The 26,388-nt window shown below is 45.5% G+C and carries 24 protein-coding genes and 1 riboswitch; of the genes, 11 read left to right on the top strand and 13 right to left on the bottom strand.

Features of this window, described 5'->3' with window-relative positions:
- Positions 1–10: 10 nt before the first annotated feature.
- Entirely contained in the window at positions 11–697 is a 687-nt protein-coding gene (locus L5L77_RS17840; protein WP_105251061.1) for a response regulator, read from the bottom strand.
- Between the two features lie 284 nt (positions 698–981).
- Here L5L77_RS17840 and L5L77_RS17845 point away from each other — a divergent pair, with 284 nt between their 5' ends.
- From L5L77_RS17845 to L5L77_RS17860, 4 genes are all read left to right on the top strand, one after another.
- A complete protein-coding gene (locus L5L77_RS17845) occupies positions 982–1,491 on the top strand; it encodes a Spy/CpxP family protein refolding chaperone (RefSeq protein WP_263169678.1) in 510 nt (169 codons plus the stop codon).
- A gap of 51 nt (positions 1,492–1,542) precedes the next feature.
- Complete coding sequence (locus L5L77_RS17850) at positions 1,543–2,433, top strand: cation diffusion facilitator family transporter (RefSeq protein ID WP_219251314.1); 891 nt, start codon at positions 1,543–1,545, stop codon at positions 2,431–2,433.
- Positions 2,434–2,447: 14 nt separating this feature from the next.
- Positions 2,448–2,900 (top strand): hypothetical protein, encoded by a 453-nt coding sequence (locus tag L5L77_RS17855; protein WP_263169679.1) that lies wholly within the window; start codon positions 2,448–2,450, stop codon positions 2,898–2,900.
- Positions 2,901–3,109: 209 nt separating this feature from the next.
- Positions 3,110–3,661, top strand: a complete 552-nt coding sequence (locus L5L77_RS17860; RefSeq protein ID WP_263169682.1) for a porin family protein — start codon at positions 3,110–3,112, stop codon at positions 3,659–3,661.
- A gap of 137 nt (positions 3,662–3,798) precedes the next feature.
- Here the strand turns inward: L5L77_RS17860 and glnG are convergent, their stop codons facing one another.
- From glnG to L5L77_RS17900, 8 genes are all read right to left on the bottom strand, one after another.
- On the bottom strand, positions 3,799–5,211 hold the full coding sequence (gene glnG / locus L5L77_RS17865; protein ID WP_198572483.1) for a nitrogen regulation protein NR(I): 1,413 nt from the start codon (positions 5,209–5,211) through the stop codon (positions 3,799–3,801).
- A 38-nt stretch (positions 5,212–5,249) separates the two neighbouring features.
- Positions 5,250–6,296, bottom strand: a complete 1,047-nt coding sequence (gene glnL / locus L5L77_RS17870) for a nitrogen regulation protein NR(II) (RefSeq protein ID WP_105251067.1) — start codon at positions 6,294–6,296, stop codon at positions 5,250–5,252.
- A gap of 153 nt (positions 6,297–6,449) precedes the next feature.
- A complete protein-coding gene (locus L5L77_RS17875; protein ID WP_263140863.1) occupies positions 6,450–6,956 on the bottom strand; it encodes a DUF4124 domain-containing protein in 507 nt (168 codons plus the stop codon).
- Positions 6,957–7,160: 204 nt separating this feature from the next.
- Positions 7,161–7,787, bottom strand: coding sequence for a glutathione S-transferase family protein (locus tag L5L77_RS17880; RefSeq protein WP_131525136.1), 627 nt, complete (start codon positions 7,785–7,787; stop codon positions 7,161–7,163).
- Positions 7,788–7,920: 133 nt separating this feature from the next.
- Positions 7,921–8,613 (bottom strand): type 1 glutamine amidotransferase domain-containing protein, encoded by a 693-nt coding sequence (locus tag L5L77_RS17885; RefSeq protein ID WP_263193027.1) that lies wholly within the window; start codon positions 8,611–8,613, stop codon positions 7,921–7,923.
- A 59-nt stretch (positions 8,614–8,672) separates the two neighbouring features.
- Complete coding sequence (locus L5L77_RS17890; RefSeq protein ID WP_263164932.1) at positions 8,673–9,830, bottom strand: iron-containing alcohol dehydrogenase; 1,158 nt, start codon at positions 9,828–9,830, stop codon at positions 8,673–8,675.
- Between the two features lie 174 nt (positions 9,831–10,004).
- On the bottom strand, positions 10,005–10,601 hold the full coding sequence (locus tag L5L77_RS17895) for a TetR/AcrR family transcriptional regulator (RefSeq protein ID WP_263140859.1): 597 nt from the start codon (positions 10,599–10,601) through the stop codon (positions 10,005–10,007).
- A gap of 311 nt (positions 10,602–10,912) precedes the next feature.
- Complete coding sequence (locus tag L5L77_RS17900; RefSeq protein WP_063884943.1) at positions 10,913–11,224, bottom strand: pyrimidine/purine nucleoside phosphorylase; 312 nt, start codon at positions 11,222–11,224, stop codon at positions 10,913–10,915.
- A gap of 355 nt (positions 11,225–11,579) precedes the next feature.
- On the opposite strand from L5L77_RS17900, the gene L5L77_RS17905 reads away from it, so the two are divergent.
- Positions 11,580–13,535 carry a methyl-accepting chemotaxis protein gene (locus tag L5L77_RS17905; protein WP_263223296.1) on the top strand — a complete coding sequence of 652 codons (1,956 nt, stop codon included), beginning with the start codon at positions 11,580–11,582 and terminating at the stop codon, positions 13,533–13,535.
- 141 nt (positions 13,536–13,676) lie between these two features.
- On the opposite strand, the gene ovoA is transcribed toward L5L77_RS17905, so the two are convergent.
- Positions 13,677–15,791: a 5-histidylcysteine sulfoxide synthase gene (gene ovoA / locus L5L77_RS17910; RefSeq protein ID WP_263223297.1), complete on the bottom strand. Its 2,115-nt coding sequence runs from the start codon at positions 15,789–15,791 to the stop codon at positions 13,677–13,679.
- Between the two features lie 365 nt (positions 15,792–16,156).
- On the opposite strand from ovoA, the gene L5L77_RS17915 reads away from it, so the two are divergent.
- Positions 16,157–16,552: a hypothetical protein gene (locus tag L5L77_RS17915; RefSeq protein ID WP_105251074.1), complete on the top strand. Its 396-nt coding sequence runs from the start codon at positions 16,157–16,159 to the stop codon at positions 16,550–16,552.
- Positions 16,553–16,591: 39 nt separating this feature from the next.
- Here the strand turns inward: L5L77_RS17915 and L5L77_RS17920 are convergent, their stop codons facing one another.
- Complete coding sequence (locus L5L77_RS17920) at positions 16,592–16,774, bottom strand: hypothetical protein (protein WP_113941356.1); 183 nt, start codon at positions 16,772–16,774, stop codon at positions 16,592–16,594.
- Between the two features lie 361 nt (positions 16,775–17,135).
- On the opposite strand from L5L77_RS17920, the gene L5L77_RS17925 reads away from it, so the two are divergent.
- The 4 genes from L5L77_RS17925 (at position 17,136) to L5L77_RS17940 (ending at position 20,987) form a co-directional block, all read left to right on the top strand.
- Positions 17,136–17,987, top strand: a complete 852-nt coding sequence (locus L5L77_RS17925) for a PfkB family carbohydrate kinase (RefSeq protein WP_263140851.1) — start codon at positions 17,136–17,138, stop codon at positions 17,985–17,987.
- Positions 17,988–18,302: 315 nt separating this feature from the next.
- Positions 18,303–19,763 (top strand): sensor domain-containing diguanylate cyclase, encoded by a 1,461-nt coding sequence (locus tag L5L77_RS17930; RefSeq protein ID WP_263223298.1) that lies wholly within the window; start codon positions 18,303–18,305, stop codon positions 19,761–19,763.
- Between the two features lie 135 nt (positions 19,764–19,898).
- Complete coding sequence (locus tag L5L77_RS17935; protein WP_198572493.1) at positions 19,899–20,594, top strand: MOSC domain-containing protein; 696 nt, start codon at positions 19,899–19,901, stop codon at positions 20,592–20,594.
- A gap of 36 nt (positions 20,595–20,630) precedes the next feature.
- On the top strand, positions 20,631–20,987 hold the full coding sequence (locus L5L77_RS17940; RefSeq protein WP_105251079.1) for a DUF4870 domain-containing protein: 357 nt from the start codon (positions 20,631–20,633) through the stop codon (positions 20,985–20,987).
- A 76-nt stretch (positions 20,988–21,063) separates the two neighbouring features.
- On the opposite strand, the gene L5L77_RS17945 is transcribed toward L5L77_RS17940, so the two are convergent.
- Both L5L77_RS17945 and L5L77_RS17950 read right to left on the bottom strand, forming a co-directional pair.
- The gene (locus L5L77_RS17945; RefSeq protein WP_263207369.1) at positions 21,064–22,980 is read right to left on the bottom strand and encodes a methyl-accepting chemotaxis protein; all 1,917 of its coding nucleotides are present in this window, start codon (positions 22,978–22,980) and stop codon (positions 21,064–21,066) included.
- Positions 22,981–23,328: 348 nt separating this feature from the next.
- Positions 23,329–24,978 (bottom strand): electron transfer flavoprotein-ubiquinone oxidoreductase, encoded by a 1,650-nt coding sequence (locus L5L77_RS17950; protein WP_105251081.1) that lies wholly within the window; start codon positions 24,976–24,978, stop codon positions 23,329–23,331.
- Positions 24,979–25,225: 247 nt separating this feature from the next.
- A riboswitch (molybdenum cofactor riboswitch) is annotated at positions 25,226–25,359 on the top strand.
- Between L5L77_RS17950 and moaA the strand changes: the two genes are divergently transcribed.
- On the top strand, positions 25,347–26,327 hold the full coding sequence (gene moaA / locus L5L77_RS17955; RefSeq protein ID WP_263223299.1) for a GTP 3',8-cyclase MoaA: 981 nt from the start codon (positions 25,347–25,349) through the stop codon (positions 26,325–26,327). Its footprint overlaps the riboswitch before it by 13 nt.
- Positions 26,328–26,388 lie beyond the last annotated feature (61 nt).

Genomic DNA, 26,388 nt, shown 5'->3' on the forward strand with positions numbered 1-26,388 from the left:
GATACCGCCGTTATGGAAGCCAAATATAACCTTTGCCACGGATGGTTTTCACCCTTGGCCGACCATCGCTACGCTCGGGGAGTTTTTTACGTAGATTCGATAAATGCATGTCCAAGCTGCGATCGAAGGGCATGAGTTTTTTGCCGAGCACTTTCTCGTTTAGCTCTTCCTTGTTCATCAACTCTCCAGCGTGTAGTGCTAGGGTGTGCAGTAGAGTGAATTCAGTGCCTGTGAGTATGATTAATTGCTCATTACAGTAAGCTTCTTGGCGCGATGGATCTAAGCGCAGATCGCCAAACTCTTGGGCGGGCGCGGCATGGATTTCTTGGGTTGTTAAGTTCGAACGACGAATAATGGCGCGGATACGGGCAATTAATTCTCTGTCATTAAATGGTTTTGGCAGGTAATCGTCGGCGCCTATCTCAAGCCCAACTACGCGATCGATTTCATCGCCGCGGGCGGTCAACATTAATACTGGGGTTTGTTTATGTTGGCGCAGTGCGCGTAGCACTTCAAAACCGTTTAATTTAGGTAGCATTACATCGAGTAGGATCAGATCGTAATCTGCAGTCAGTGCCAGATCTAAACCTTGTTTACCGTCGTAGGCCAAGGTTAATTGAAACCCTTCTAACTCGAGCAGTTGCCCTAGTAGCTCAGATAAACCCAGATCGTCATCGATTAATAATATCCGACTCATACTGTTCCTTAATCTCTGTAATGTGGCCTCGTGTGCCAGTTTATCATAGGCACTTTTAGCGCTTTGGCTGAGTATACCTGTTTTGATGTCAATTGCTGTGTAGCAATGTAAGCCAAAGTAAAGAATAGAGTTATTGCCGCAACTTTACAGTGATTTACTCAGGCAACGTCCTCACTTACATATAGGGGTTTAGACTGGCAGGGTCGAAAGTGACTCGGCTTAAAAGGGTCGTCACTGTGTCTTATTACTTGCCATATTAAAGTTGAACCATCGAGGTTAACACTATGAAAACATTATCACCTTTGAAAGCGAGCCTGTTTGCCATTCTAGCGAGTTCTGCGGTTTTCGCGACGGCAGTTAATGCAGCACCTAAGGATGCTGGCTGCGACTTCTCTAAATCTGAATTCCATAAAGGCGACCGCATGGAACATGGCGGCCGACATATGGACCATGGTGGCATGCATCGTATGTTTGAAGGGCTCGATTTAACGGATGCCCAGAAAGCTGACGTCAAAAAGTTGTTTGCCGATCAGAAAGCCACGCGCGCTGATAATCGTCCAACGAAAGAGGAACGTTTGGCACATCGCACTGAGATGCAGGCCTTAATTACCGCGCCTAGTTTTGATGAAACACAAGCAAAGGCACTGATGAGTGAGCAGCAAGAGCAGCGTCAAACTCAAGCCATTGAACGTATGAAGCTGCATAATCAAATATTTAATCTGCTGACACCAGAGCAGCAAGCTAAGTTTAAAGCGCGATTTGAAGCACAAGCTGGTAAAGAACCTCGCGGTTAAGCGTCTTAGCTGATATACAATAGGGTCATAGCTTCCCAAGATAGATCCCTTATGACTCAAACTTCCCAATACGATTTTTGGGTCAAACTGGCTAGCCGCGCTTCCGTGGCTACCGCTTTGATCCTTATTCTTATCAAGATGTTCGCTTGGCTTTATTCCGGCTCTGCCAGTATGTTGGCATCTTTGACGGATTCCTTTGCCGATGCTCTCGCTTCTATTATCAATTTTATTGCCATTCGTTACGCGCTTGTGCCGCCGGATCATGACCACAGATATGGCCATGGTAAGGCTGAGCCGTTAGCATCTCTAGCGCAATCCGCCTTTATTATGGGCTCCGCATTTTTATTACTGTTCTATGGTGGCGAGCGTCTATTAACACCTGTTCCGGTTGAAAATGCCACCATAGGTGTAGTTGTTTCTATCATAGCGATTGTGATGACGTTAGCTTTAGTCATGTTGCAGAAACGCGCATTAGCGGCGACAAAAAGTACTGTGGTTGAAGCTGATTCGCTGCACTATAAATCAGATTTATTCCTTAATGGTGCGGTATTGTTGGCACTAGTCTTAGCGCAATACGGTTGGTGGTGGGCTGACGGTTTATTTGCGGTAATGATTGCATTTTATATTGGTCATCAAGCCTTTGGCTTAGGTTATCGCTCAATTCAAGCCTTGTTAGACAGAGAGCTAGACGAAGAAACTCGCCAGCAAATCACGCAAATCGCGATGGAAGATCCACGGGTGCAAGGGCTGCATGATTTACGCACTCGTCAAGCAGGCAAAACTGTTTTTATTCAATTTCATTTAGAACTCGATGGCAATTTGAGTTTGAATGAAGCCCACAATATTGCCGATACAACAGGGATAAGAGTCAAAGCCGCCTTCGAAGATGCTGAGGTGATTATTCACCAAGATCCGGTTAAACCTGATGTAAACGAAACATAAATTAAGGGCAAGCTATGGCATGGATGCAGAAGCAAAGTCACAGATGGGATCATTCCACTCGATTGATATGCCGCTATCATAGGCTATCGACTCGCTTTGAGTTGATAGCCGAATCTGTGATTTCTGACATTAGCATTCCTATGAATACAGAAATCATGCTCCTGATGGAACAGAAACCTTCGATAGTAAATCAAGCGGATAGTACCGTATCTCCTGTGATAGCGGGGGCTTGGAGTCAGTTAGTCCTGCGTAAACATCTTTATTACCTACCGCAGAAAATTGATCTCGACATTGCTAACCAAGCTTATCGAGTCCATGTCTGGCCATTATTTCTTTGGCGTACACGTATTACTTGTGTGGCGTCTGGCAGAGTTGTCGTATCCGAATGTTTGGATGTGAGAAGGCGTCGTTCCCTCATCCGTTGGCTATATGCAAGTTTTATAGGATTGTTGCGGGTGCTAAGTTAAAGCCGTTAATGATTTTAGATATAAAAAGATAATGTCTAAAGTGAGAATGATTTCCCTCTATAAATATCAACTATAGCTTTCGTTTTCGACTCAAGCTGAATAAATGCTGTACGGCTAGTATTTTGCTCATTTAAACGATGACACCCCAGATCTGCTTATTGTAATATCCACGCCGTTTAATACTTTCGTTAAATCATTAGGGAATTATGATGAAAAAATTATCAATTGTTGCCGCTGCTTTATTATCTGCATTTGTGGCGACTCAAGTCTCTGCTGCAACCGACACAACTGGCTTTTATGTGGGCGGAGCCCTCAATAAAGTGACTGTCGATGTTTTAGATGAATCAGAGTCGGGTACTGGCTTTGGCATTTACGGTGGTTACAACTTCAATGAGTGGTTTGGTTTAGAAGCTAACCTGTTCGCCACTGGAGATCTTGGCGACAGAGATGTTGATATAGGTGCAGGCGCATTAAGCTTCACGCCTAAATTTACCGCACAAATCAATGATATCTTCTCTGCTTATGCGAAAGTGGGCATCGCTTCTATGGCGCTGGTGATTGATGACGGCTCCGATGATGAAGACTTCACCGGTTTCGGTTGGACCTATGGTGTTGGCGTTAATGCGGCGGTAACAGAGCACTTAAATATCCGCGTAAGCTACGATGTGACTACGGGTGATCTAGAAGCAGATCGTCACAACTCTATAGATATCGACACTGATATTAAACAGTTTGCTGTGGGTCTGCATTATCAGTTCTAATTCTGCTTGGGCTAGTGGTCGTCATGTTAGTTAGCACAATCTAGATATAAAAAAGGGATATGTGAATATCCCTTTTTTGTTGCTTAAGGTTAATGCGTTTGTATAGTTAGCCTTGATGAGAACGTTATTTTATCTACTCAATCCATCGACAGTTCTTTTAATTTCCGCGTTAAGGTATTTCGTCCCCAGCCTAAACGTTTCGCCGCTTCCTGTTTATGGCCTTGAGTATGGCGCAGCGCAGTTTCTAGCAGTATGCGCTCGAATGCGGGCTGCACCTCAGTTAACAGATCGCTGTTTCCTTCCGAGAGTTTTTGGTCTATCCACTCAGTCAGTGCCGATTGCCAATCTTGGCTGCCTTTCGCCGTGTGGGTGACACTCACAGGGTCTTTCAGTAATTCTGGCGGTAAATCTTGGGGTAAAATTTCTTGCCCCGATGCCATTACGGTTAACCAACGACAGGTGTTTTCGAGTTGTCGGACATTACCGGGCCAAGGTAATTGGGAGAGTTTTACCGCAGTCTCCTTGGTCATGATCTTAGTTTCCACGCCAATTTCCTTTGCTGCAGAGGCGAGAAAATGGGTAGCGAGCTGGGGAATGTCTTCCCGTCTTTGTGATAGTGGCGGCAAGTGCACACGGATCACGTTGAGGCGATGGAACAAGTCCTCTCTAAAGCCACCTTTTTGTACTAATAATTCAAGATCTTGGTGGGTCGCCGCTATGATACGCACATCGACTTGTACCGCATTATGACCTCCGACGCGGTAGAACTGGCCATCGGCGAGCACTCTGAGTAACCGTGTTTGTACGTCTAATGGCATATCGCCGATTTCATCTAAAAAGAGCGTGCCACCGTTTGCTTGTTCGAAGCGACCTTGGCGCACATTGGCTGCGCCAGTGAAGGCACCTTTTTCGTGGCCGAATAGCTCAGATTCGATTAAATCCTTAGGGATCGCAGCCATGTTCAGCGCGATAAATGGCTTGTCTTTACGTGGGCTGTGTTTGTGTAACGCACCTGCCACTAACTCTTTTCCCGTACCCGATTGCCCATTGATCAGCACGCTGATGGATGAGCGTGAAAGTCTGCCTATGGCGCGAAACACTTCCTGCATCGCTGGCGCTTCACCTATGATTTCGGGTGTTTTGACTTGGGTTTCTTGCGCGGGTGCAGGGCTCTGTTCAGTGGCATGGGTAAGTGCGCGCTCAACCAGAGAGATAGCCTCATCGATGTCGAAGGGTTTAGGCAGATACTCAAATGCGCCCGCTTGATAGGCACTCACTGCACTGTCTAAGTCTGAGTGCGCTGTCATAATGATCACGGGAATATGGGGATAATGCACCTGCAATCGTTCGAGTAGGCTTAAACCATCCGTGCCGGGCATACGGATATCCGACACTATCACGTGCGGTTGCGATATTTCTAATGCCTGCCACAGGGATTCGGCGGCGGCAAAGCTGGCGGTGCTGAGCTTAGCACCTTGCAGTGCCTTTTCGAGTACCCAGCGTATCGAGCTGTCATCGTCGAGGATCCACACTTGTTCACTAATTCGCATCTTGCTTCCTCATACGGTATGGGTAGGTACTGTCGAAATTATTTAGCGCTTAAAATCGGTAATGAAATGATAAATTCTGTGTGCCCTGCGCTGGAGAGGCAATCGATCCTTCCCGAGTGTAAACGGGCAATATTATGGGCAATCGAGAGGCCTAAACCTGAACCTTGCTCACGGCTTGTCACCATGGGATAAAATAATGTGTCCATTAGCTCAGGCGGTATACCGGGGCCGTTGTCGATAATCGATAGGGTTAACACTAGCTTGTGGCGCTGTGAGCCTATGGTAACTTGGTGTTGAGTGCGAGTGCGGATCAAAATTTCGCCGCCCGTATGTTCAAGCGCCTGCACCGCATTTTGTAAAATGTTCAGCACAGCTTGCTGCATTTGGTCAGGATCCATCTCGATATCGGGAATGGATGGATCGTAATCCCGTTTGAGCTGGATGTTAGCGGGCAGCGCCATTTCAACTAACTTATAGACCTTTTGCACCACTTGATGGATGTTGTGCAGACTGTGCTGTGTCGGCCTTTGGGGGCCGAGCAGACGGTCCACTAAATTACGCAGCCGATCGGCCTGCTCTATGATGAGCGTAGTGAATTCCTTCAGCGCCGGATCATCCAGCTCCCGCGATAATAGCTGTGCCGCACCGCGAAGGCCGCCTAAAGGATTCTTGATTTCATGGGCTAAGTTGCGCACCAAAAACTGCGCCGCTTGTTGCTGTGCATCTTGACTCAGTTGCTGATGAATGCGTCTTTGTTGGTCAACTTGGCGCAGTTCGAGCAGGCTGAGTTCAGCCTCGTCATCGAGGGGAATAAGGGTTAAATCAACGGTATGATGTTGGCCATCGAGCGTGACTAGTGCTGCCGTATTGACCGTTAAGCCTTGGCCGGCTGTTACTGCATCCATTAATAGCTTGGCGTCGACACCGAGGATTTGATAGTGCTCAGGCAAAGTTTGTTCTACGAGTCTATGGCTACCAACACCTAATAATTGCTCTGCTGCTGCGTTGGCATAACAAGGCTTGAGATCCTTATCTATGACAAGTACAGCGGTAACTAAATGATTGAGCAGTGTCTCTTTATCCATCGACCGTTCCTAGAAATAGGGTTGCACCACTATGGTGCACCAATCTGGTGCAAGCTGCAACTTGTCTTCATCAAACGGTTTAGTCAGGAGGAGTTAATCTAACTTCATGTATTTAAAGTTTTTATACTAACTTTTACTATACAAATAGTGACATTAACGCTTAGCTGCTTGATGAAGAAATATCTTTCTTGGTGAACTTGATGCAAAGACTTTGCCGTTTTGAGTCAAAGCGTCAACGACTAAGGTATGTTCACCTCGGTCGATGTTTTTGAGTTTGAAGGTACCGCCAATTTGTGGCTGACCTATGGGGTTGCCATCGAGCTTGAGGGCCATCAAATACTGACTTTTTAGCTCTGGGGTGATAGTCGCAACGACGTCGAAATCGCCATTGTTATCTCTGACGGTTTCCTCTTCGGTCGGAGAGGTAATATTGACTTGATATTTAATAGATTCAATTGCTTGATTTGAGCTGTTTAAGTCTGTTTTGGGCAGAGGAAGGGCAATTTGATTTAAGGTCTTATCTTTTAGCTCAACGACTTGGGCATTTGGCTGCGGCTCATCGGAGTAATGGACTTTGCCATCTTTATCGACCCATTTATAAACAGTCGCTTGCGCTAACATGCTAAATAGCACTAAGCCGATGAGTGTGAGTGAACGCATGCTAAAGTCCCTGTAGCCTTGAGATAGAGTTAATCAAGATTAGTCTCTTTTACATCAAAAATCATGGTGTTTGTTGCGCTAAGTGGTTAAGGACGTCACCACTGAGAAGGTATAAAGTCGACAGAAAATGGGGAGGCAGAAACAGGGGTTAGTTAAAGTGGGTTAAGCTCGGGCACTAACATGTGCCCGAATTCGATCCATCAATTACAGGCTTGCATCGAGTTGTTTCTCGATCTCACTCGCTTTGACCCAAGCGGCATGTTGGGATAATTGAGTGGCATAGCGTTCAATGTGTTCAAATTTCGCGAGATCGCCACTGTTAGCCAGTAGCTCCACCACGAAGGACATCATGATATCCGCACCCGTGAGCTTGTCTGCAACAAGATAGGTTTTATCAGCCAACATATCATTGAAGTAATGACTAATCTTACTGACTTCCGTCGCGGCATAACCTTCAAGGAAATTGGTTTTACAACCGTCCTTTTGCACGAACATACGCAGTAACAAAGGCAGCATGGCTGAGCTTTCGGCAAAGTGTAGCCATTGCAGATAACTGACATAGTCTGCGCTGTCTCTGGCGGGGGCTAAGGTATCCGCCGCATATTTTTCAATAAGATATTCGGTGATCGCGCCCGATTCGGCTATCACTTGACCGTCCATTTCGATAACGGGTGATTTGCCTAACGGATGAATTTGCTTAAGTTCGGGTGGCGCGAGAAAAGTCTGGCTATCACGTTGATAACTCTTAATTTCATAGGGTTGACCGAGTTCCTCTAGCAACCAGATGATACGTTTAGAGCGTGATTTATTGAGATGGTGCAAGGTGATCATGGGCTTTCCTTTGGACAGTGAGAGTACATTTTGGCTGTCGCACCATTATGGTGCAACAGCTCTTTTTAACGCATTTAGCACACTTGTGCGCCTGTCTTTGTTCATTTCAAGCTGAGCGTCGCGTATTTATCGCTTAGCCTCTCGCGTTCAATTGCGCAACTATGGTTTCGGCTACGGCTTCGGATGATCCCGGATTTTGGCCTGTGATCAAATGGCCATCTGCGACGACAAAGCTTGTCCAGTCATCACCTTTGACATAATTGCCACCATTTTTCTGCAGCATGTCTTCAACCAAAAATGGCACGACATGAGTGAGTTGCACGGCTTCTTCTTCAGAGTTGCTGAAACCGGTAACACGCTTGCCGCTGACCAATGGCTTACCATCACTGGTTTTAGGGTGCTGCAGTGCAGCAGGCGCATGACATACGAGCCCTAGGGGTTTATTGGCTTGATAAAACTGTTCAATTAAGGCGATAGAATGTTTCTCTTCGGCAAGATCCCACAGTGGGCCGTGACCGCCCGGATAAAAAACCGCATCATAATCGGCTGCATTGATTTCACTTAAGCGAGTGGTATTCGCTAGCAGTGCTTGAGCCTCAGGATCTTTGCTAAAGCGCGCAGTGGCTTCGGTCTGAAAGTCTGGCTCATCACTTTTTGGATCGAGAGGTGGTTGACCGCCCAGGGGTGAGGCTAAGGTAATGTCAAAACCTTTATCTTTAAAAACATAAAAAGGTGAGGCGAATTCTTCTAGCCAAAAGCCGGTTTTTAAACCGGTATCACCGAGTTTATCATGCGACGTGAGTACCATTAATATATTCATTTTCATACCTTTACCTAAGTTGCTCACATCAATACGTGTGAGCTTTGGGTTTAGTTCATTTGACGTTATAGGGCTAAGGTCAAAATGTTACGGCTCATGGCTGGGTCAATGTTGCCATGTTCGCCTAGTGCCACCATGCCGTGCAGTTCAAGCTGCTTCACTACGGTATCAACATGGCTGGCATCGAGATCATAGGCAGATAAATGTGTCGGTATGCCCATGGCTTCGAAGAAAGCCTTGGTTTTTGCAATAGCGGCATCGATGCGCTCGTCATCTGTACCTGTGTTGATATGCCACACGCGGTCTGCGTATTGGAGTAACTTTTCGCGCTTAGCCTCTTTTGTACATTTCAACAGAGCAGGCAGTACGATTGCCAATGTGCGCGCATGGTCGATATCGTAAAGTGCAGTTAGTTCATGGCCAATCATATGGGTTGCCCAGTCGTGGGGAACACCGACGCCAATCGTGCCGTTGAGTGCCATAGTGGCAACCCACATTAAGTTAGCGCGAATGTCGTAATCTTCGGGTTGAACTAGCACTTGTGGACCAAGCTCAATCAAGGTTTGTAAAAGACCTTCGGCAAATCTGTCCTGCACGGCGGCGTTAACTGGGTAAGTGAGGTATTGCTCTGTGATATGTACAAAAGCATCGACAACACCGTTGGCCACTTGGCGTTCTGGCAGAGTGAAGGTTTTCGTCGGATCGAGTATTGAGAATTGTGGATAAACCAAATCATTACGGAATGGCAGTTTAGCCTGTAGTGATTTACGGGTCACTACGCTGGCGTTGTTCATTTCGGAACCGGTAGCAGGTAAGGTTAAGACTGAGCCAAAAGGCATAGCTTGAGTCACATTGGCGCCCCAGCTAGTGAGAATGTCCCAAGGTTCACCTTCAAATACCGCTGCAGCGGCAACAAATTTAGTGCCATCGATAACCGAACCACCGCCAACCGCGAGGAGGAAGTCGATATTCTGCTCACGCACTTGGGCGACGGCTTTCATTAAGGTTTCATAGGTTGGGTTTGGCTCAATGCCATCGAACTCGACAACGAAACGATTACCCAATGATTGTTTAACTTCGTCTAACGTGCCTGTTTTTCTAGCACTGCTGCCGCCAAAGAGGATCATCACTTTAGCATCGCTCGGTACTAGGGAATCAATTTCGGCGATAGTGTCTTTACCAAAACGGATGCGGGTCGGGTTGTAATAGTTAAAATTTAGCATGGATGATGTTATTCCTATTATTACTTTAAATGAGCAGCGTTAATTGAGCCGCATTTATTAATCGCCCGTTAAATTAGTAGACCAGTCGTCTAATGTTGGGGCGTGAAAATGTATTCTTTAAAAAATCTTTGGCTGATCGATATCAGCCAGTATTAGTTTTGAGTCGGTATTAGATTAAAGGGCCGTTTTAGGCGTTAAAATGGCTTTAGTCGTTACGAGTGCACGTTCGAGTGCCGCAGGGCTGTGGCCCAACTTGTTCATTAAGCTGGCGCCTAACCACATGTGATACAACATTTCTGCGGTCGATTGCGGATCTTGCTGGGCGATTGATCTATCGGTTATGCCCACTTGAACGCAAGTCGTTAACCTCTCTATGATGCCGGCGGAGCCTTTAAGTAAGGCAACACGCATAGCTTCCGATAAATCGGCCACTTCGGCGCTGAGTTTCACGACCAGACACTTTTGATCTACGCAGCCATCGGCTTGTACGTGCAACCATTGTTGCCAGTATTGCATCAAGCGTTGATGGCCTGTTAGTGTCGAGTCATTGAATAATGCGTCTAAATCTAATTGATATTTTTCAAAATAATCAGTAATAAGCGCTTCGCCAAATTGTTCTTTGGATTTGAAGTAGTGATAAAACGAGCCTTTTGGCACTTCGGCCGCCTGCAGCAGTAGGGATAAGCCGACGCTGGAGAAGCCTTTGCGTACGATCAGCTTGTAGCCGATGTCGAGAATATGCTGGCGAGTGGATTGAGTTTCAATTTTCATGGGGGTTAGGATAAATCAAATTAGACCGGTCGTCTAGTGTTGTTTTTATCGACGATTTCAACATATTCGATTTAGTATGCTTTGCATTGTGACTTTTGCGCTGCCTTGAGCCAAGTTAATAAAATTGCCAAATTGATAAATGTTAGACGGATAAGGCATTCTGATGGTGAAATGGTGAAATGGTGAAATGGTGAAATGGTGAAATGGTCGGGTGGACAACATACTCACAGTGCTGAGATAAACCGTCACTGTGAGCATTCGATTCACGATTGATGTGAAATATTAATCGTACTGCCACTCAATCGAGATGATTAGAGGTAGCTACAGCAATATTCGGCAATGGCTGTGTTACGAATTTTAAAGCTAACATTTGCAGCCAGCTCAAACTGAGTTCCTTCGCTAAATTCTTGCCAAGTCGTTGTTTCTGGAAGTAACACCTCAAAACGGCCGCTAGTCACTTCCATGATTTCGCCTTGGGAGGTTGAGAACTCATATTCCCCTGGTAATACAACACCTAAGGTTTGCTTGCTGCCATCGGCAAAAAATACACTACGGCTAGCTACTTTGCCGTCAAAGTAGATATTGGCTTTTTTCGATACTGACACTTGCTCGAGTAAACTCATTATTAATCCTCTATAAATTGGCTTTAGATGAATTTATATGCATTTTTGATAAATTTCAATGCGTTGTTTGCCGCGTGGATGTACGCATTCAATATACGTTGATGCTAATGTCCGGTTTATCGCCAATTTCCCACTTTATTATTTTAGTTGAAGTGGTCGACGACAGTTGATTGTCATTTAAAGTTATTAATCATTATTTTTATTTAAAAATAATGACTTGGAGGCATTTTAGTCAGCTTTTGATGAAAATAGTCGGTACTACTTTGTTTCGCTGAGATTCTTCTATAGTGTTATGGCAGGTTTGATTCTGTAAAGAGCGAAGGAATAGAATTCGAAGCATGACAAGGAGTCCTCCATGGGTTTTACTCGTAAAATTCAGCTTATCAGTTTATTAATTGTCCTATTACCCCTCATTTTTGCTACAGCAATAGTAACTTATATTGCTCGGGATGAATTGTTTGCCGAGGCTCAGTCTCGTTTAGTGGCTGTGCGTGAGATCAAGCAGCGGCAAATTGTGAGTATGTTTCAGGACTTTTCCGATAATCTTCAGGCCGTCAGCGCCGTAATCGCCAGCCAAAAAAACCTCGATACTCTTACCGACATAGATCAAACCTTGCAGTCCTTAAATAAATCTCTCGGTTTTTATGATCTGTTTATTATTCGTGATGATGGCACCGTTTTATATACAGTTGAGAAAGAGTCTGATTTCGGTACCAATTTGCGTACTGGACCCTTCCATGATTCGGGATTAGCACAGTTATTCAATAAGGCATTGGGATCGGCGGGCACAGTATTACTACAAGATTTTTCCGCATACGCGCCTTCAAATGGTCAACCGGCGGCATTTATTGGCCAGTCGATTCAGTTTAATCAACAAAGATTGGTGGTGGCGGCTCAAGTATCAATCGATCGCATTAACAGAGTTATGCAAATTCGTGAGGGTATGGGGCAAAGTGGTGAAACTTATCTCATTGGCCCAAATAATCGCATGCGTTCTGATTCTTTTCTTGACCCCATTAATCGCACTGTTACGGCTTCGTTTGCGGGAACGGTAGCTCAGAATGGTGTTGATACGCTGGCGGTGAAGGAGGCGCTGGCAGGTAAATCGGGTGTGATGCAAGTGAATGACTATAACAATAATCCCGTTTTATCCGCTTATTCTCCTGTCGTTGAGCTTGGTTTGCGTTGGGGTTTGATGGCTGAAATTGATGTGAGTGAAATTGCTGCTCCCGCCTACCGTATGATGTTTATCGGCTTATCTGTTTGTGCAGTAGCCTTAGTGTTGGCGTTCGCTGCCGCTAAGTTAGTTACAGGGTTTGTATTAAAGCCGCTCGGCGGTGAGCCTGAGGACATGTGTAACTTGACCAGTATGATCGCCTCTGGCGATTTAACTCATAATTTACCGCATGTTCAAACGGATAATCACCTGATGAGTTGGTTGGCGCGGATGCAAACTAAGCTCAAAGAAATCATCAGTCAACTGGTGGGCGTTGGGCATGAACTTGAATCTGCCGCCGAACAAAACTCTGCCGCCATGACCCAAGCCGATTGCAGTATTCAGATGCAGGCCAAAGAAACCGATATGTTGGCCACTGCAGTTGAAGAAATGAGTTATGCCGCAGCTGAAATCAGCACGAATACGATGAGATCCTCCGATGAAGTGTCCGCCTGTACCCATTCGAGTGAAATTCTTTCGCAAAACTTGGCCAGTACTCGTAAAAGCTTAAAAGTGACCTTGAGCAGTTTTGCAACTATTCATCAACAGGTGGGCAGTCTTGAGGCGGATAGTCAGAAAATCGGCTCAGTATTAGCTGTGATAAATGCGATTGCGGAACAAACTAATCTCTTGTCTCTTAATGCGGCGATTGAAGCAGCGAGAGCTGGCGAGCATGGTCGTGGATTTGCTGTGGTTGCCGATGAGGTGCGTCAGTTAGCGGTGAAGGTTCAATTAGCGACTCAGGATATTGGGCAAGTGTTAAAAGGTATTCAGCAACAGTCAGGTGTGCTGGCGTTGCATAGTGTGACTTGTTCCACTGAAGCCTCTAAAACCGCAGAAGATGCCGATGGAATGCAGACCGCGGTGGATGATATTGCTTTGCGCTTAGAAACCTTAAAGGCATTAATGATTCAAACTGCAACCGCTGCGGAAGAACAAACAACGGTTTCGGCGACGATTGCACAGGGGATTGCTGGCTTAAGCGTGGCGGCGGAGGAAAATAGTGCGGCTATCAGCCAAGTAGCAGCAAGTACGCGGAGTCTGTTGGGGTTAGCAAATCAGCTTGGTTTAACAACGGCACAGTTTAAGGTGTAGATATTTTTCGCTGCATTTACAGTGTTCTCACCTTAGTTGGTGCTGTAAATGTGACTGAGCTGGATGTTACACATCCGCCAGAAATGGATTTCTGGCGGATATTTTTATCAGGACTTCAGTTGGTTATCCCATGAGTGAGCATTAACGTTTACGCCAAATTGTCATTTCTGAGATGGAATGTTGGAATTTACGTTTAGTCTCGCGGATCACGAAGGGAATTTCTTTCACTGCGACCAGCTCAAATTGGCCGATCAAGGTTTCGGTCAAGCCATCTAAGGTGGTGAAGTTCTCTCCTTTGACTTTAACGCCACCTAACCATTTATCCTTGGGCGTATAATCTTCAAGCCAAGTGTATGGCGAGGCAACCACAAGGTATCCACCTTGATTAATCCGCTGGGCAATACTGGTTAAAAAGTGCTTAGGCTCGTTTAACCTGTCGATAAGATTTGAGGCATAAACCAAATCATAACCTGTGTAGATGGGCTTTAAATTACAGGCATCACCTTGCATAAAGTTGACCTTTTTCGCCTCAAGCTCATATCCCAGTTTCGCGAGACTCGCACTCTTAAATTCCTGTAAGTCGCCTTCGGTACGTATGGTGTAACGTTTTTCACCTTGTTCTGTCAGCGCATAGGCCTGTTGAATAAAGCGCGCCGAGAAGTCGATACCATCAACATGATCAAACATTTTTGCCAGTTCGAAACTCGCGCGACCAACGGAGCAGCCGATATCGAGGGCTTTAGCTGTATGAGTCAATTGAATTTCACTCAGCGCTTGCTGCACACCATTGACGCAGAAGTTAGCAACCCCGAAATATTCGGCGCCATAGTGGAATTCAAGGTATTGGGAAATCAGTTCATCCGTTTCGTACACATTGACCTCGGCCATTTGAGCTGGATTTTGGGTGGATTCCACATAGCGAAAGCCCGCGTGTTGATAAAAATGTCGACGAAACGCATAGCGTGATGAAGCAATTGCCTCATTACCCGTAGAGATCCACGAGCCGCCTTTGATGAGATTATGTTTGCCATCGAAGGTTGGGGTGGAGAAATCATCGTAAAGTGGGTGTACGGTGAAGCCGTCAAAACCGTCGATTGCGCTTTCTGTCCATTGCCAAACATTACCGACAATATCGAAAAAGCCATTATGTTCGAAGCGATTCACTGGGCAAGAAGAGGCGTAATAAGCCAAAGCAATATTGCCCGGCACTTCATGCCAATCGGGCGCATCTGCGGGCACATTCTCGCGTAAGATGTACCACTCAGCTTCAGTTAATAGACGTATATTGCTTTGCTTTTGTTCGGCTTTCCAATTACAGAAGGCCTTAGCTTCGAGCTGATTCACTTCAACAGGCCAGTTTAATGGCAGCGGAATTTCTTCCACTAAGTTACGTTGCCACCATTTATCTTGTCTTAAGCGCCAAAAACGCGGCATTTGTGCTTGGGTATAGGCAAGCCAAGCTTGGCCTTCTTCATTCCAAAATTGGGGTGAGCGATAGCCGCCAGCCTCGACGAATGCGAGATATTCTTGATTCGAGACTAAGAATTTAGCAGCCTTAAAGTCGTTAACGTTAAATATTTTATGGCCGTACTCATTGTCCCAACCGTAGGTTTGGTCTTGTTCAGTTTTGCCTAAGGTTACTTTTTGCCCTTTTACAGCCAATAAACTGTTGGCCTTGGCAGGGGCGGTGTCTTGGCACGCAGGCCAGAGGTGGTTGGGTGCGACATATTCCAGCGGCAGTTGGCGGATGATCACCGATGAGGTTTCTAAATGAATACGCTCATGTTCAATGCCCATCAAAATGATCCAAGCTGGGCTATTTTGAGTGATAGGTAACGCTAGAGGCATTTCATCGATAACACGATTGACGACAGCATTAACTTGTTGGCGATAGCTTCGCACCTCTGCCACATCCGGCCACGGATAATGTTGTTCGTTCAAATCATCCCAAGACATCTCATCGACACCAATGGCGAACATGGATTCGAAGTTGTCGTTTACTCGTTCATCGAGAAATTTACCGAGTTTGAGTTTGTTGATATAGAAAGTGGCCGTATGGCCAAAGTAAAAGATTAACGGATGGCGCAGCGGCTCAGCTTTGAGGTAATAGGCGCTATCTTCTTGGATCAAATCAAACAGAGACTCGTATAAAGCCCATGTCTGATTAAAGTATTGCTTAAGCTCTTGACGCTTTCCGGCCTCAGTTTCACCAATGAGCTTAAGGGCTTGAGGGGGTTGCGTTATGGGCTTATCCATAGACAAGTAAACTCCGTATTTATCGGCCTGCGGTGCAAGCATGGGAAGATTAATCTATCGTGTGTGACTCTATACGCGATTACTGAGCTCAGGATCACTTTGTCAGCTTAATGTGTCGGTTTGAGGCAAAGTGTTTTACAAACTAACAGAAAGCCCAATTGAGTCCAACATCAGTGCTGGAGCTTAAAGCATCTCAGGTATGACCCTTTGGTTTGGAATTATCTTACAAAGAAAGTGATGCGCTCAATTTAGTGATGCTATCCCTTACAGGGATTAAAATTATTTTATCCCTGAAGAGTATTTTCTCTGTCGGGGTTAAGGCAGAATGATCCCGTCCGTAAAATTATTATGCAGGATATAACGGGATGACAATTAACGCATTATGGATACCCGCCTGGTATGAGCTTGATCCGTCGATCGTAGTGGGTGTGACTGAGGAGTTTGTTTTTCACAAGACTGCCGCAAACGAGGCGTTAAAGTTTTACAGCGGTGCAAAGGAAAACGATGCCGTTAAGGCAACCGGAACTATTTCGGCCATTAAGCACAATGTCTTGGGGGACATTGAAAGTGTCGATGCGCAGGGGCTCGATTATACGCTTGTGTTGCAAGATGGACGGCGTTTGTTAGTCAACGCAGAGGAAAACCCTGGCTTGGTTTATGAGTGGGTTGATGACAGTTGGCAGCCTTCAGATATGGTCATTACAGATTGGACATTAGCAGTACAATTTGCGTCTTTATCACCATTGACGCCAATAAAGTAATTGAAGGTTTATCGTGAGTAACTAGATGGCAAAGTGCAGTTAGCGCTCGGGATCCGAGGTTGACTGCACTTTTACTTGTTCAGCAAGTTGTTGGTATTCTTGTTTGATTTCTGCAATATAAACATCGTGAAAATTCAATTCATTAAATTCATCTATACAGAGCTGATAACGGCGTAGCTGCTCAGATTTTTCTTCGGCGGTATCCCATATTTCCATTAGCATAGCGTTTGATTCCATTCATAAATTTAATATATGTATCCAGCATGCATTTTAACTATGTCTACTGATAATTAATCGAGTCGGCTTCAAAATGGTTACGCTTCATTTTGTCCTGAGACGTTATCTTTTCTATAAATCTATTTTAAACAAAGTGTTAGAGTTAACATCTATGTTATACCGTATGAGTGTATAACTGTTTTCCTCGTCTTCTTCGGGACAAATGCTTACATCAAGGCGCTGCCATATCCTTATAATGTTTCTATCTTGATGATTGGATTGTGCCTGTGAGCATTTTGCTCTAGATTGATATTTCTTTGTTTTTATCTTCTGGCCTTGATGCTTTTTTGCCCTTTGGAGCCGTGTAATGGCTAATATTCTGTTAGTTGCCAATCTCAACTGTGATCGGATCTTACTGCTTGATAAACCTTTAAAAACAGGTGGACGTTTCCATTATCAAGATGGCGGCCAAAGGCTCGGCGGCGGTGGGGCAAATACCGGATTAGGTTTAGTCTGGGCAGGGCATAGCGTCGCGCTGGTGAGTCAAGTGGGCCGTGATGACATGGGGGATTGGCTCATTGCAGAAGCCAGTACGCAAGGGCTCGATTGTCGCTTAGTGCAGCGCCGCACCGGCAATACATGCGAAATGCTGCTTGTAATGACGCCAGACGGCGAGCGCACCATTATTCGGCCACAAAGACCCATATTTGAATTATCTGTACCGCCGAAATGGCAGCCATGGGACGCGTTGTATTTTAATACTTCCGCTGAAGGCTCTGTCAGCTGGGCAAAAACAGCTTTAGAACATTGTCTTGTGGTCGCGCAATTAGCCAAGGACGACAGACAGAGACCTTGTCATATTTTATTGGCCTCCATGAGTGATATTCAGGGGCGTTGTGATGGCGCATCTTGGGAATATGGCAAAAGCATTGGTGGCGATTGTCTGCGTTACTTTATTGTCACCGATGGTATCAATGGGGCTAAGGTTTACACGCATGATCAAGTGCAGCATGTTGCTGCTATCCCTGCCACAGTTGTTGATACCACTGGCGCGGGTGATGCCTATGCGGCAGGGTTGATCCACAGTCTCTGCATCGGCCAGTCGATTACTGAGGCCATGGCAGAAGGGGCGATTTGGGCGGCATTTGCGGTGGCAACCGATAGTTCTATTCCGGGTGAGGCACTAAAACAGTATTTAGAGACAAAGCAAACGACATAATAAGTACTATTGTGACCAGTTTGAGTCATCTTTTTGTCATACGTCCTTGCTAGAGTATGTCTTGTGGCGCATAGCTTGTCTCTTAACGTTTTCTTGTACTTTTCTCCCATTTATTGGTTAGTATGTTTTTTGCCTCGTTTCCCCAACGAGGCATTTTTTTGCTCAAAATAAAGTTATTCCATCGTAGAACGCCAATACGACAGAAATCTTGTGCGGCCATGGCACAATTGCGTTAACATTTATTCAACTAAAATAGTTATCGTTAAATTAAAATAATAAGCCACTCAAGGTGTTCTGTAGTCTTTGGAGTTGAGAATGGGCAATAACGCTTGGAATGATAAAAATAAATTTATTTGGCTTCTGTCTGTTTTGCTTTTGGTCGCCTTTTTAGTGACCAGCGGTATCAGTTACAAAGTGGCTCATGATTCACTGAGCCAGCAAATAGAGAGCAATACCTTACCGCTCACAAGTGACAATATTTATTCAGAAATTCAACAGGATTTGTTACGACCCATCTTTATTTCATCCTTGATGGCGCAGGATACCTTTGTTCGGGATTGGACCTTAAGTCATGAGCAAGAGCCCGAAAAACTCATTCGTTACCTTAAGGAAATCCAAGAGAAATACGGTACAGTCACTAGCTTTTTTGTGTCTGAGAAAAGTCGAAATTATTACCATTCCACGGGCATTTTAAAACAAATCCAAGATGTAGAGCCTGACGATGCTTGGTATTTTCGAGTGCGTTCTTTACCTGAATCTGAACATTATGAGGTCAATATTGATGCCGATACGGCAGACCGCAGTAAGACAACCGTATTTGTTAACTATAAAGTTTTTGATTTTGAAGGGAAATTTATTGGTGTTACCGGTGTGGGGTTGGCGGTTGAAAAGGTTAAAGCCTTAATTGAGTTATATCAAAAGCGTTATAACCGCCGAGTGTTCTTTACCGATCGGCAAGGTAATGTCACTTTGCATGGCGATCAATATGACGGTACGGATTCGCTGCAAACGAACGTAGGGCTTGATAATTTGGCTACGCGTATTTTAACCAGCCCAAGTGCCGTCTTCAGCTATCAGAAAAACGGGAAAACGGTTTATCTCAATAGTCGCTTAGTTCCTGAGTTTAAGTGGTATTTGATTGTTGAGCAGGAGGATGCGCCACAAGAGCGGGAACTGTTAAATACGTTTTGGGGTAATTTGGCGTTAAGCCTAATGGTGACCCTAGGTATTTTATTCATCTCCAACATGACCTTAGGTCGTTATCAGCGCAAACTAGAAATTATGGCGTCTACTGATAAGCTCACTGGCGCCGCTAACCGTCAGGTGTTTGATGAGTACTTTAGGCAGGCGTTAGATAAAGCTAAGCTGACACAATCGCCGATTTCAATACTCTTGCTGGATATCGACCACTTTAAAAAAGTGAACGACAGTTATGGGCATGGGATTGGTGACTTAGTATTAAAAACCATGACTAATATGCTGCGTGGTTTACTACAACAACAGGATATTTTATGTCGCTGGGGCGGTGAGGAGTTTTTAATTTTACTCCCTGAGATGGATTTATCTCGAGCGGCAGAACTGGCAGAACAGATCCGTGACCTCATTTCCCAGCGGGAAATTAAAGTGAATGGATTACACATTTCTATTACTGCCAGTATTGGTGTTGCTGAGCATCAAGTGCAAGAGCCCGCAGAGGACCTTATCAAACGTGCCGATCTGGCCTTGTATCAGGCAAAAGAAGCGGGCCGAAATCAAGTGGTGTTAAATCATTCATAGACTCTACTCGGTTCTTCTTGGCAGCAATGTTTAGCCTACCTTTGTGGGTTATGGCGCGGGTTGATTGTATTATTGGCGTATCGCGGTTTACACTCTGACAGTAATGCGCGATAGGTCATTGATTTGGAGTTGCAGATGTCAAAGTTGTTGATTAATAAGTTGTCTGGATTGTACTTAGGAACTCATCTTCAAGAAATGTCCGGTGTTGCTACGGGGATTGATGGTAAGCAAGCGGCTCAACAACTGTTAGTGCATATCGACCATGTTGAAGGGGACGCGCAGGCCGATCCAAAACACCATGGCGGCCTTGATCGCGTGCTACATCATTTCCCCCGCGAGCACTACGGCCAATATCGTCGTTGGGACTTAATCACCCAGCTCGAAGATGCGCCCAGCATGGGAGAGAACATTAGCACAGTTGGACTGAACGAAACTCAAGTCAATATTGGCGATATCTTGCAAATTGGCGCAGTAAAAGTGCAAGTGACTCAGCCGCGTTCACCTTGTTTTAAATTGAATCTGCAATTTGGCCACAGAGAATTCGCCCTCGCTATGCAGCAAAGCCAATTATGTGGTTGGTTTTATAGAATCTTAACCCCAGGGATTATTCAGTTAAACGATAGGATTGAATTAGTTGAGCGTCGTACTGATATCAGTGTTGCCGAGGCCATGTCACTCTATTTCTCGCCAACGTTTAATGCCAGTGCCTATGATCGTTTAGCTTCCTGCGAGGGATTAGCGCTGAGTTGGGTTAATAGCCTACAACGCCGCTTAGCATTACAGACAGTAGAAGATTGGCAAATGCGTTTATATGGGCCGAGTGGAAAATAAGGCTTTATATTCAAAATGATAAAACAGGGATGACCTATGATTGAACCCGTTACAAAAAGTGATAAAGATTTTGGCTTACTGGTATACGCCTCAAGTTTTATTGGATACTTAGTGCCGTTGGGCTCTATTCTTGGTCCTTTGATCATTTGGCTGATGAAGCGTGAAGAGTCCGCATTTGTTGATCAATGTGGCCGTAGTTGCTTGAACTTTAAATTGAGCCTGTTGATTTATGTGATCATCAGTGGCGTATTAGCTTTGGTCGGCATTGGTTTCATCTTTTTAGCCATACTCGGCATATTCGATCTGGTGTGTACTGTGCTGGCGATTATTAAGGCCAGCGAAGGTAAAGTGTATCGCTATCCATTAACGATTAAATTTATTGCTATGGATTAATTGCCTCTGCGAGTTAAAGAAAAACGCCTTAGATGGAAACATCTAAGGCGTTTTTTATGGCGTAAGTTTTAAGGTTTTACACCTTAAACTTGGCCACTAAGGTATCTAAGCGGTGTGACAGTTGATTCAAGGCTAAACTCGCCTGTGCCGCCGCTTGTGCAGTATTGGCAGTACGTTGAGTAATGTCATTGATTTCAGTGACGTTACGGTTGATGTCCTCCACAACTGTGGATTGTTCTTCCGTTGCCGCAGCAACTTGAATGTTCATGTCGCTGATAAGACCAATGCGATCGCTAATGCCAATTAACGATTTGCTGGCTTCATCGACGGCCACAACGCCTTCGTGGGAGCGGGTACGACTCTGGGCCATCGCATTAACCGCGCGGCTGGCTTCCGATTGCAGCTTGTCGATCATGCCTTGCACTTCATTAGTCGATGCTGCTGTGCGTGAGGCTAAGTTACGCACTTCATCGGCTACGACAGCAAATCCGCGTCCAGCTTCGCCGGCACGTGCTGCTTCAATGGCCGCGTTAAGTGCTAACAAGTTAGTCTGCTCAGAGATTGCGCGGATCACATCTAAAATACCACCGATGGATTTAGTGTGGGTCGCGAGGGACTCAATCACTTCACCCACTTGGCCAACGTCTTTTGACAATTGGTTAATGGTATCGCGGGCACGGGTTACCACAACTTGCCCGCTGCTGGCTTCAGTATCTGCATCTCTGGCGGCAACCGCAGCTTGGGCGGCATTACTGGCAATTTCGTTAACCGTCGCGCCCATTTCATTAATGGCCGTTACCACCATCATAGTGCGATCTTTCTGCTCGTGGCTGTCTTCTAAGGTTTGCTGTGCCTGATTCGACACATCCTTAGCCGAGAAACCAAGCTGTTCGCTGGTTTGTGCCACTTCGATGACAGAATCTTGGATCTTACTGATAAAGCTGTTAAATCCTTTAGCGAGCTGTGCAATTTCATCTTCACCATTGACTGGTAGACGTTGGCGTAAGTCACCTTCACCTTCGCCTATGTCGTGGAACATGGCGGCAACTTGGGCGATTGGACGACTCACTGAACCTGCCACCACGATGGCGAGTACAATAAAGCCCGCTGCAATTATCAGCGTCCAGATTAAGATCTGATAAGCCGCTTCGGTTAATAGTGCGAACACTTCGGCCTCTGGCACCTGTGCGACTAAGTACCAATCCATAGATGCGATATAACTACTGGCAACCAGCATGTTTTCGCCATTGATTTTGGTATTGATCAGATTGAAATCACTGCGGTTTAATAATGAGCTTGAACTCGCATCCTTGTATAAGCTGCTTAGGTTGCTCTTACCAATTTGGTTCGTATCTGGGTGGAGTTTTACCTCACCTTTAGCATCCACTAAGTAGACTAAACCGGTTTCTTCAATTTTAAACGAGCTCAGCAAACGCACCATGTCATCGAGTGATTTAGCGAGCCCGACTAAGCCGCGACCATTGGGTTGTTGGTAGTTGATGAAGAGTTTGACTTCGCCGTTGGCCTCAGTAAATACGTTTAACATACGTTCTTGGCCACTGTCTCGGTAACCAAAAAACCAGCCATCCTGCGCAGGAGTGAGCACACGCAAAAAACCATCCTGAGTGTAGTAGGCGGCAGTTTGTCTATCTGCGTAGGAAGCTTGCGCTAGCTTATATTGACGAGTGATGTCTTTGAGTTGGGCTACGACTTGGGTTTCTTGGGCCTGCGGTCTACCGTCTTCGAGCCATTGCAGTAACATGCGACTACTGGCCAATTGTTCTGCAGCATTCATTAAAGTGGAAATGTCGAGATCGATCTTATTGCGAATTTGCATCATTAAGCTCGGTAATTCCGAGCCTAACATCCTTTGTTGTACGACATTTTTCGCGCTACGTTGGCTTAATACGCCGACGAGTATGGTCGACAACAGTACTGCAAATGTCACTGTTAACAGAATTTTCTGCTTAATGGTGAGGTTATTAAATATCATAAATATCAATATGCCTGTGTTGGACTATTTTGAGTTATCGGTCAACGCACTCTTGTACGGTAAAAGATTATCGGACAGAAATGTGAAAAGTTAACCTTAGTCTAGGCCGGTTGCCGAATAAAACAGCGTATAGAACACTTATTTGGCCTAACCTGTTGGTCTTGCTGTAGATCTAATTATGTAGAGTATAGATGGAAATGAGATGGTGATTGAAAACGAACTCTTTTTTGTGTGGCAATTGTGGCCAATGTCGCGAGTAAGGGCAAGCAAAAAAAGTGAACTATTCGTGTAAAAGGTGAAAAAAAGGCGCTCCACTGAGCGCCATTATTTACATTTATCATCCAAATGTTACATGTTGGGGTAGTTTGGACCACCACCGCCTTCCGGTGTAACCCAAGTGATGTTTTGGCTCGGATCTTTAATGTCGCAGGTTTTGCAATGAATGCAGTTTTGCGCATTGATTACAAACTTGGGTTGACCCGCCTCTTCGACGATTTCATACACGCCGGCTGGGCAGTAACGCTGTGCTGGCTCATTAAACTGAGTCAAGTTAATGCCCAGTGGAATGCTGCTGTCCTTGAGACGTAAATGGCAGGGCTGATCTTCCTCATGATAAGTGCTCGACAGATACACTGAGGACAGTTTATCGAAGCTAAGCTTGCCATCGGGTTTTGGATAATCAATCTTGCTGTAAGCGCTCACAGGTGCCATTTGCGCATAGTCTGGGTGCTCATCACGCAGTGTGATAGGGAACTTTCCGCCAAACCAGTTTTGATCTATATAGTTGAATGCGCCGCCTAAATAGGTACCAAATTTGTGCATCGCTGGACCAAAGTTGCGGGATTTATGCAATTCTTCGTATAGCCAGCTTTCTTCAAGGTGGGTTTGGTAACAGTCGAGATCTTTACCGCCTTCAACCCCTGCCATCATGGCTTTACCTAAGGTTTCTGCTGCAACAATCCCGCTCTTCATCGCAGTGTGAGTGCCTTTGATTTTAGCAAAGTTCAACGTACCCGCGTTGCAGCCTATGATAAGACCGCCAGGAAAACTCATCTTAGGTAGCGAGTTTAAGCCGCCTTTAGTAATCGCGCGGGCGCCATAACTAAGGCGTTCGCCACCCGTTAAATACTTAGCAATCACAGGGTGGGTTTTATAGCGCTGGAATTCGTCAAATGGGCTCAGATGCGGATTTTTGTAGTTCAAATCAATAATAAGGCCGACCGCAATTTGGTTATCTTCCATGTGATAAAGGAAGCCGCCACCCGATGCGCCCTCGGTTAATGGCCAGCCACCAGTGTGAACGACTTTGCCTTGTTCGTGTTGTTCGGCGGGGACTTTCCAAATTTCTTTGAAGCCTAAACCGTAATGCTGTGGTGTTTTACCATTATCTAAATGGTATTTTTCGATAAGTTGCTTGCCTAAGTGGCCGCGGCAACCCTCGGAGAAAACGGTATATTTAGCGTGCAACTCCATGCCTGGCATAAAGCTGTCTTTGGGTTCGCCATCGGCACCCACTCCCATATCGCCAATCAAAATACCTTTAACGCTGTTATCGGCGTTAAATAGTAGTTCACTGGCGGCAAAGCCGGGGAATATTTCGACACCGAGTTCTTCTGCGCGATTGGCAAGCCAGCGGGACAGATTACCGACGCTGATAATAAAATTGCCGTCGTTGTGCATGGTTTTTGGCACAAAAGCATTAGGCATGACTCTGCCGTCGGTGGCTGAGCTGAGTAGGTAAATTTCGTCGTGGGTGACAGCGGTTTTTATTGGAGCATCTTTTTCGCGCCAGTCACTGAATAGCTCGTCTAGCACTTTTGTCTCGAACACAGCGCCTGACAGAATATGCGCGCCCACTTCTGAGCCTTTTTCTACCACACAGACGGTAATTTCTTTACCTGAATCCTGTGATATTTGCATTAATCGACATGCCGTGGCCAAGCCAGCTGGACCAGCACCGACGATAACAACATCGAATTCCATTGATTCGCGTTCCATCAGTTCACCTCTTCCTTCACGTTTCCCCGATTTTTATCGAGTGTTGTAGTTTGTAAACGGGCGTTTTATTGCTTGCACCACCTTACCTGAAAATAAGATAAGGTCACAGTGGATTAAGCTGCTGTTTAGTCTAATTCAATACAAATCTTTAGGTGAGGACTGTCACAGATTATTCACGCTAGCGTGATCTAGGTTAATAAATACCTGTTTAGGGGTATAGCTAGTGAGTACTTTCGGCCTATAATCACCGACGACGGTTCTCCGAGCTTGCCTGCCTAAGTCGAAAGATATGGAGGTGTAGCCGTGGTAATAATGCCACCGGGGTGGGATAAGAAATGCTCTCACCTCCCACACTTGGAAAGGTGATCATGTCTCAATTACAAGACAGCTTTGGTCGAAAATTTCACTATTTACGGATGTCAGTCACTGACGTTTGTAACTTCAAATGCAGTTACTGCCTCCCTGATGGTTATCATCCTGAAGGTAAATCAAAATTCTTATCTCTCAATGAGATAGAAAAATTAGTCTCCGCATTTAGCCAAGTCGGCACCCAAAAAATCCGCATTACAGGCGGTGAACCTACCCTGCGTAAAGACTTTACCGACATCATTCGTGTCGTCGCTGATAACCCGCGCATTCATACTATTGCGACGACCACTAATGGATATCGACTCGAAAAGCATGCCAAAGAATGGTTCGATGCTGGCTTACGTCGTATCAATGTGTCCGTGGATAGTTTAGATCCCAAAATGTTTTACCAGATCACTGGCGAAAATAAGTTTGATGAAGTGATGCGGGGGATTGATGCCGCCTTGTCAGCAGGTTTCGAGCGAGTAAAAATCAACGCCGTACTGCTTAAAGGCTTAAACGATAAAGATTTGCCACGTTTTTTACACTGGATTAAACACACGCCAATCGACCTGCGTTTTATCGAGCTGATGGAAACGGGTCTTGGTCGTGAGTATTTTGAAGCCCATCACCTAGCGGGCGCTGACATCAAAGCGCAGTTACTGGCAGATAGCTGGCAATTAGATACGCCAAGCGCCTCCGATGGTCCAGCCCAAAATTTCAGCCGCAGCGATTATCAGGGCCGTATCGGCTTGATCATGCCCTATGCCAATAATTTTTGTGCTACCTGTAACCGTTTACGGGTATCTGCTAAGGGTAAATTGCACTTGTGCCTCTTTACGGAATCCGGTGTCGATTTACGTGATCTGCTACAGCATTCTAACCAGCAAGCGGAATTAATTGAGCGTCTGCACGGTCAATTAGCCCAGAAGAAAGAAACCCATTACTTGCATCAAGGCATCACAGGTGTCACTCAGCATCTTGCCTCTATTGGCGGCTAGACCTGATTTTAGGTCTGTGGCTATAGCCAATTTAGCGCGAGTAAAAGCTCAATTTCCCTTG

The organism is Shewanella sp. SM29 (assembly GCF_025654245.1).
GTDB classification, from domain to species: Bacteria; Pseudomonadota; Gammaproteobacteria; order Enterobacterales; family Shewanellaceae; genus Shewanella; species Shewanella oncorhynchi.

Bases quoted from the DNA above. Each gene is read 5' to 3' on its own strand.
- L5L77_RS17840 (WP_105251061.1), bottom strand. From the start codon at position 697: ATGAGTCGGATATTATTAATCGATGACGATCTGGGTTTATCTGAGCTA.
- L5L77_RS17845 (WP_263169678.1), top strand. From the start codon at position 982: ATGAAAACATTATCACCTTTGAAAGCGAGCCTGTTTGCCATTCTAGCG.
- L5L77_RS17850 (WP_219251314.1), top strand. From the start codon at position 1,543: ATGACTCAAACTTCCCAATACGATTTTTGGGTCAAACTGGCTAGCCGC.
- L5L77_RS17855 (WP_263169679.1), top strand. From the start codon at position 2,448: ATGGCATGGATGCAGAAGCAAAGTCACAGATGGGATCATTCCACTCGA.
- L5L77_RS17860 (WP_263169682.1), top strand. From the start codon at position 3,110: ATGAAAAAATTATCAATTGTTGCCGCTGCTTTATTATCTGCATTTGTG.
- glnG (WP_198572483.1), bottom strand. From the start codon at position 5,211: ATGCGAATTAGTGAACAAGTGTGGATCCTCGACGATGACAGCTCGATA.
- glnL (WP_105251067.1), bottom strand. From the start codon at position 6,296: ATGGATAAAGAGACACTGCTCAATCATTTAGTTACCGCTGTACTTGTC.
- L5L77_RS17875 (WP_263140863.1), bottom strand. From the start codon at position 6,956: ATGCGTTCACTCACACTCATCGGCTTAGTGCTATTTAGCATGTTAGCG.
- L5L77_RS17880 (WP_131525136.1), bottom strand. From the start codon at position 7,787: ATGATCACCTTGCACCATCTCAATAAATCACGCTCTAAACGTATCATC.
- L5L77_RS17885 (WP_263193027.1), bottom strand. From the start codon at position 8,613: ATGAAAATGAATATATTAATGGTACTCACGTCGCATGATAAACTCGGT.
- L5L77_RS17890 (WP_263164932.1), bottom strand. From the start codon at position 9,830: ATGCTAAATTTTAACTATTACAACCCGACCCGCATCCGTTTTGGTAAA.
- L5L77_RS17895 (WP_263140859.1), bottom strand. From the start codon at position 10,601: ATGAAAATTGAAACTCAATCCACTCGCCAGCATATTCTCGACATCGGC.
- L5L77_RS17900 (WP_063884943.1), bottom strand. From the start codon at position 11,224: ATGAGTTTACTCGAGCAAGTGTCAGTATCGAAAAAAGCCAATATCTAC.
- L5L77_RS17905 (WP_263223296.1), top strand. From the start codon at position 11,580: ATGGGTTTTACTCGTAAAATTCAGCTTATCAGTTTATTAATTGTCCTA.
- ovoA (WP_263223297.1), bottom strand. From the start codon at position 15,791: ATGGATAAGCCCATAACGCAACCCCCTCAAGCCCTTAAGCTCATTGGT.
- L5L77_RS17915 (WP_105251074.1), top strand. From the start codon at position 16,157: ATGACAATTAACGCATTATGGATACCCGCCTGGTATGAGCTTGATCCG.
- L5L77_RS17920 (WP_113941356.1), bottom strand. From the start codon at position 16,774: ATGCTAATGGAAATATGGGATACCGCCGAAGAAAAATCTGAGCAGCTA.
- L5L77_RS17925 (WP_263140851.1), top strand. From the start codon at position 17,136: ATGGCTAATATTCTGTTAGTTGCCAATCTCAACTGTGATCGGATCTTA.
- L5L77_RS17930 (WP_263223298.1), top strand. From the start codon at position 18,303: ATGGGCAATAACGCTTGGAATGATAAAAATAAATTTATTTGGCTTCTG.
- L5L77_RS17935 (WP_198572493.1), top strand. From the start codon at position 19,899: ATGTCAAAGTTGTTGATTAATAAGTTGTCTGGATTGTACTTAGGAACT.
- L5L77_RS17940 (WP_105251079.1), top strand. From the start codon at position 20,631: ATGATTGAACCCGTTACAAAAAGTGATAAAGATTTTGGCTTACTGGTA.
- L5L77_RS17945 (WP_263207369.1), bottom strand. From the start codon at position 22,980: ATGATATTTAATAACCTCACCATTAAGCAGAAAATTCTGTTAACAGTG.
- L5L77_RS17950 (WP_105251081.1), bottom strand. From the start codon at position 24,978: ATGGAACGCGAATCAATGGAATTCGATGTTGTTATCGTCGGTGCTGGT.
- moaA (WP_263223299.1), top strand. From the start codon at position 25,347: ATGTCTCAATTACAAGACAGCTTTGGTCGAAAATTTCACTATTTACGG.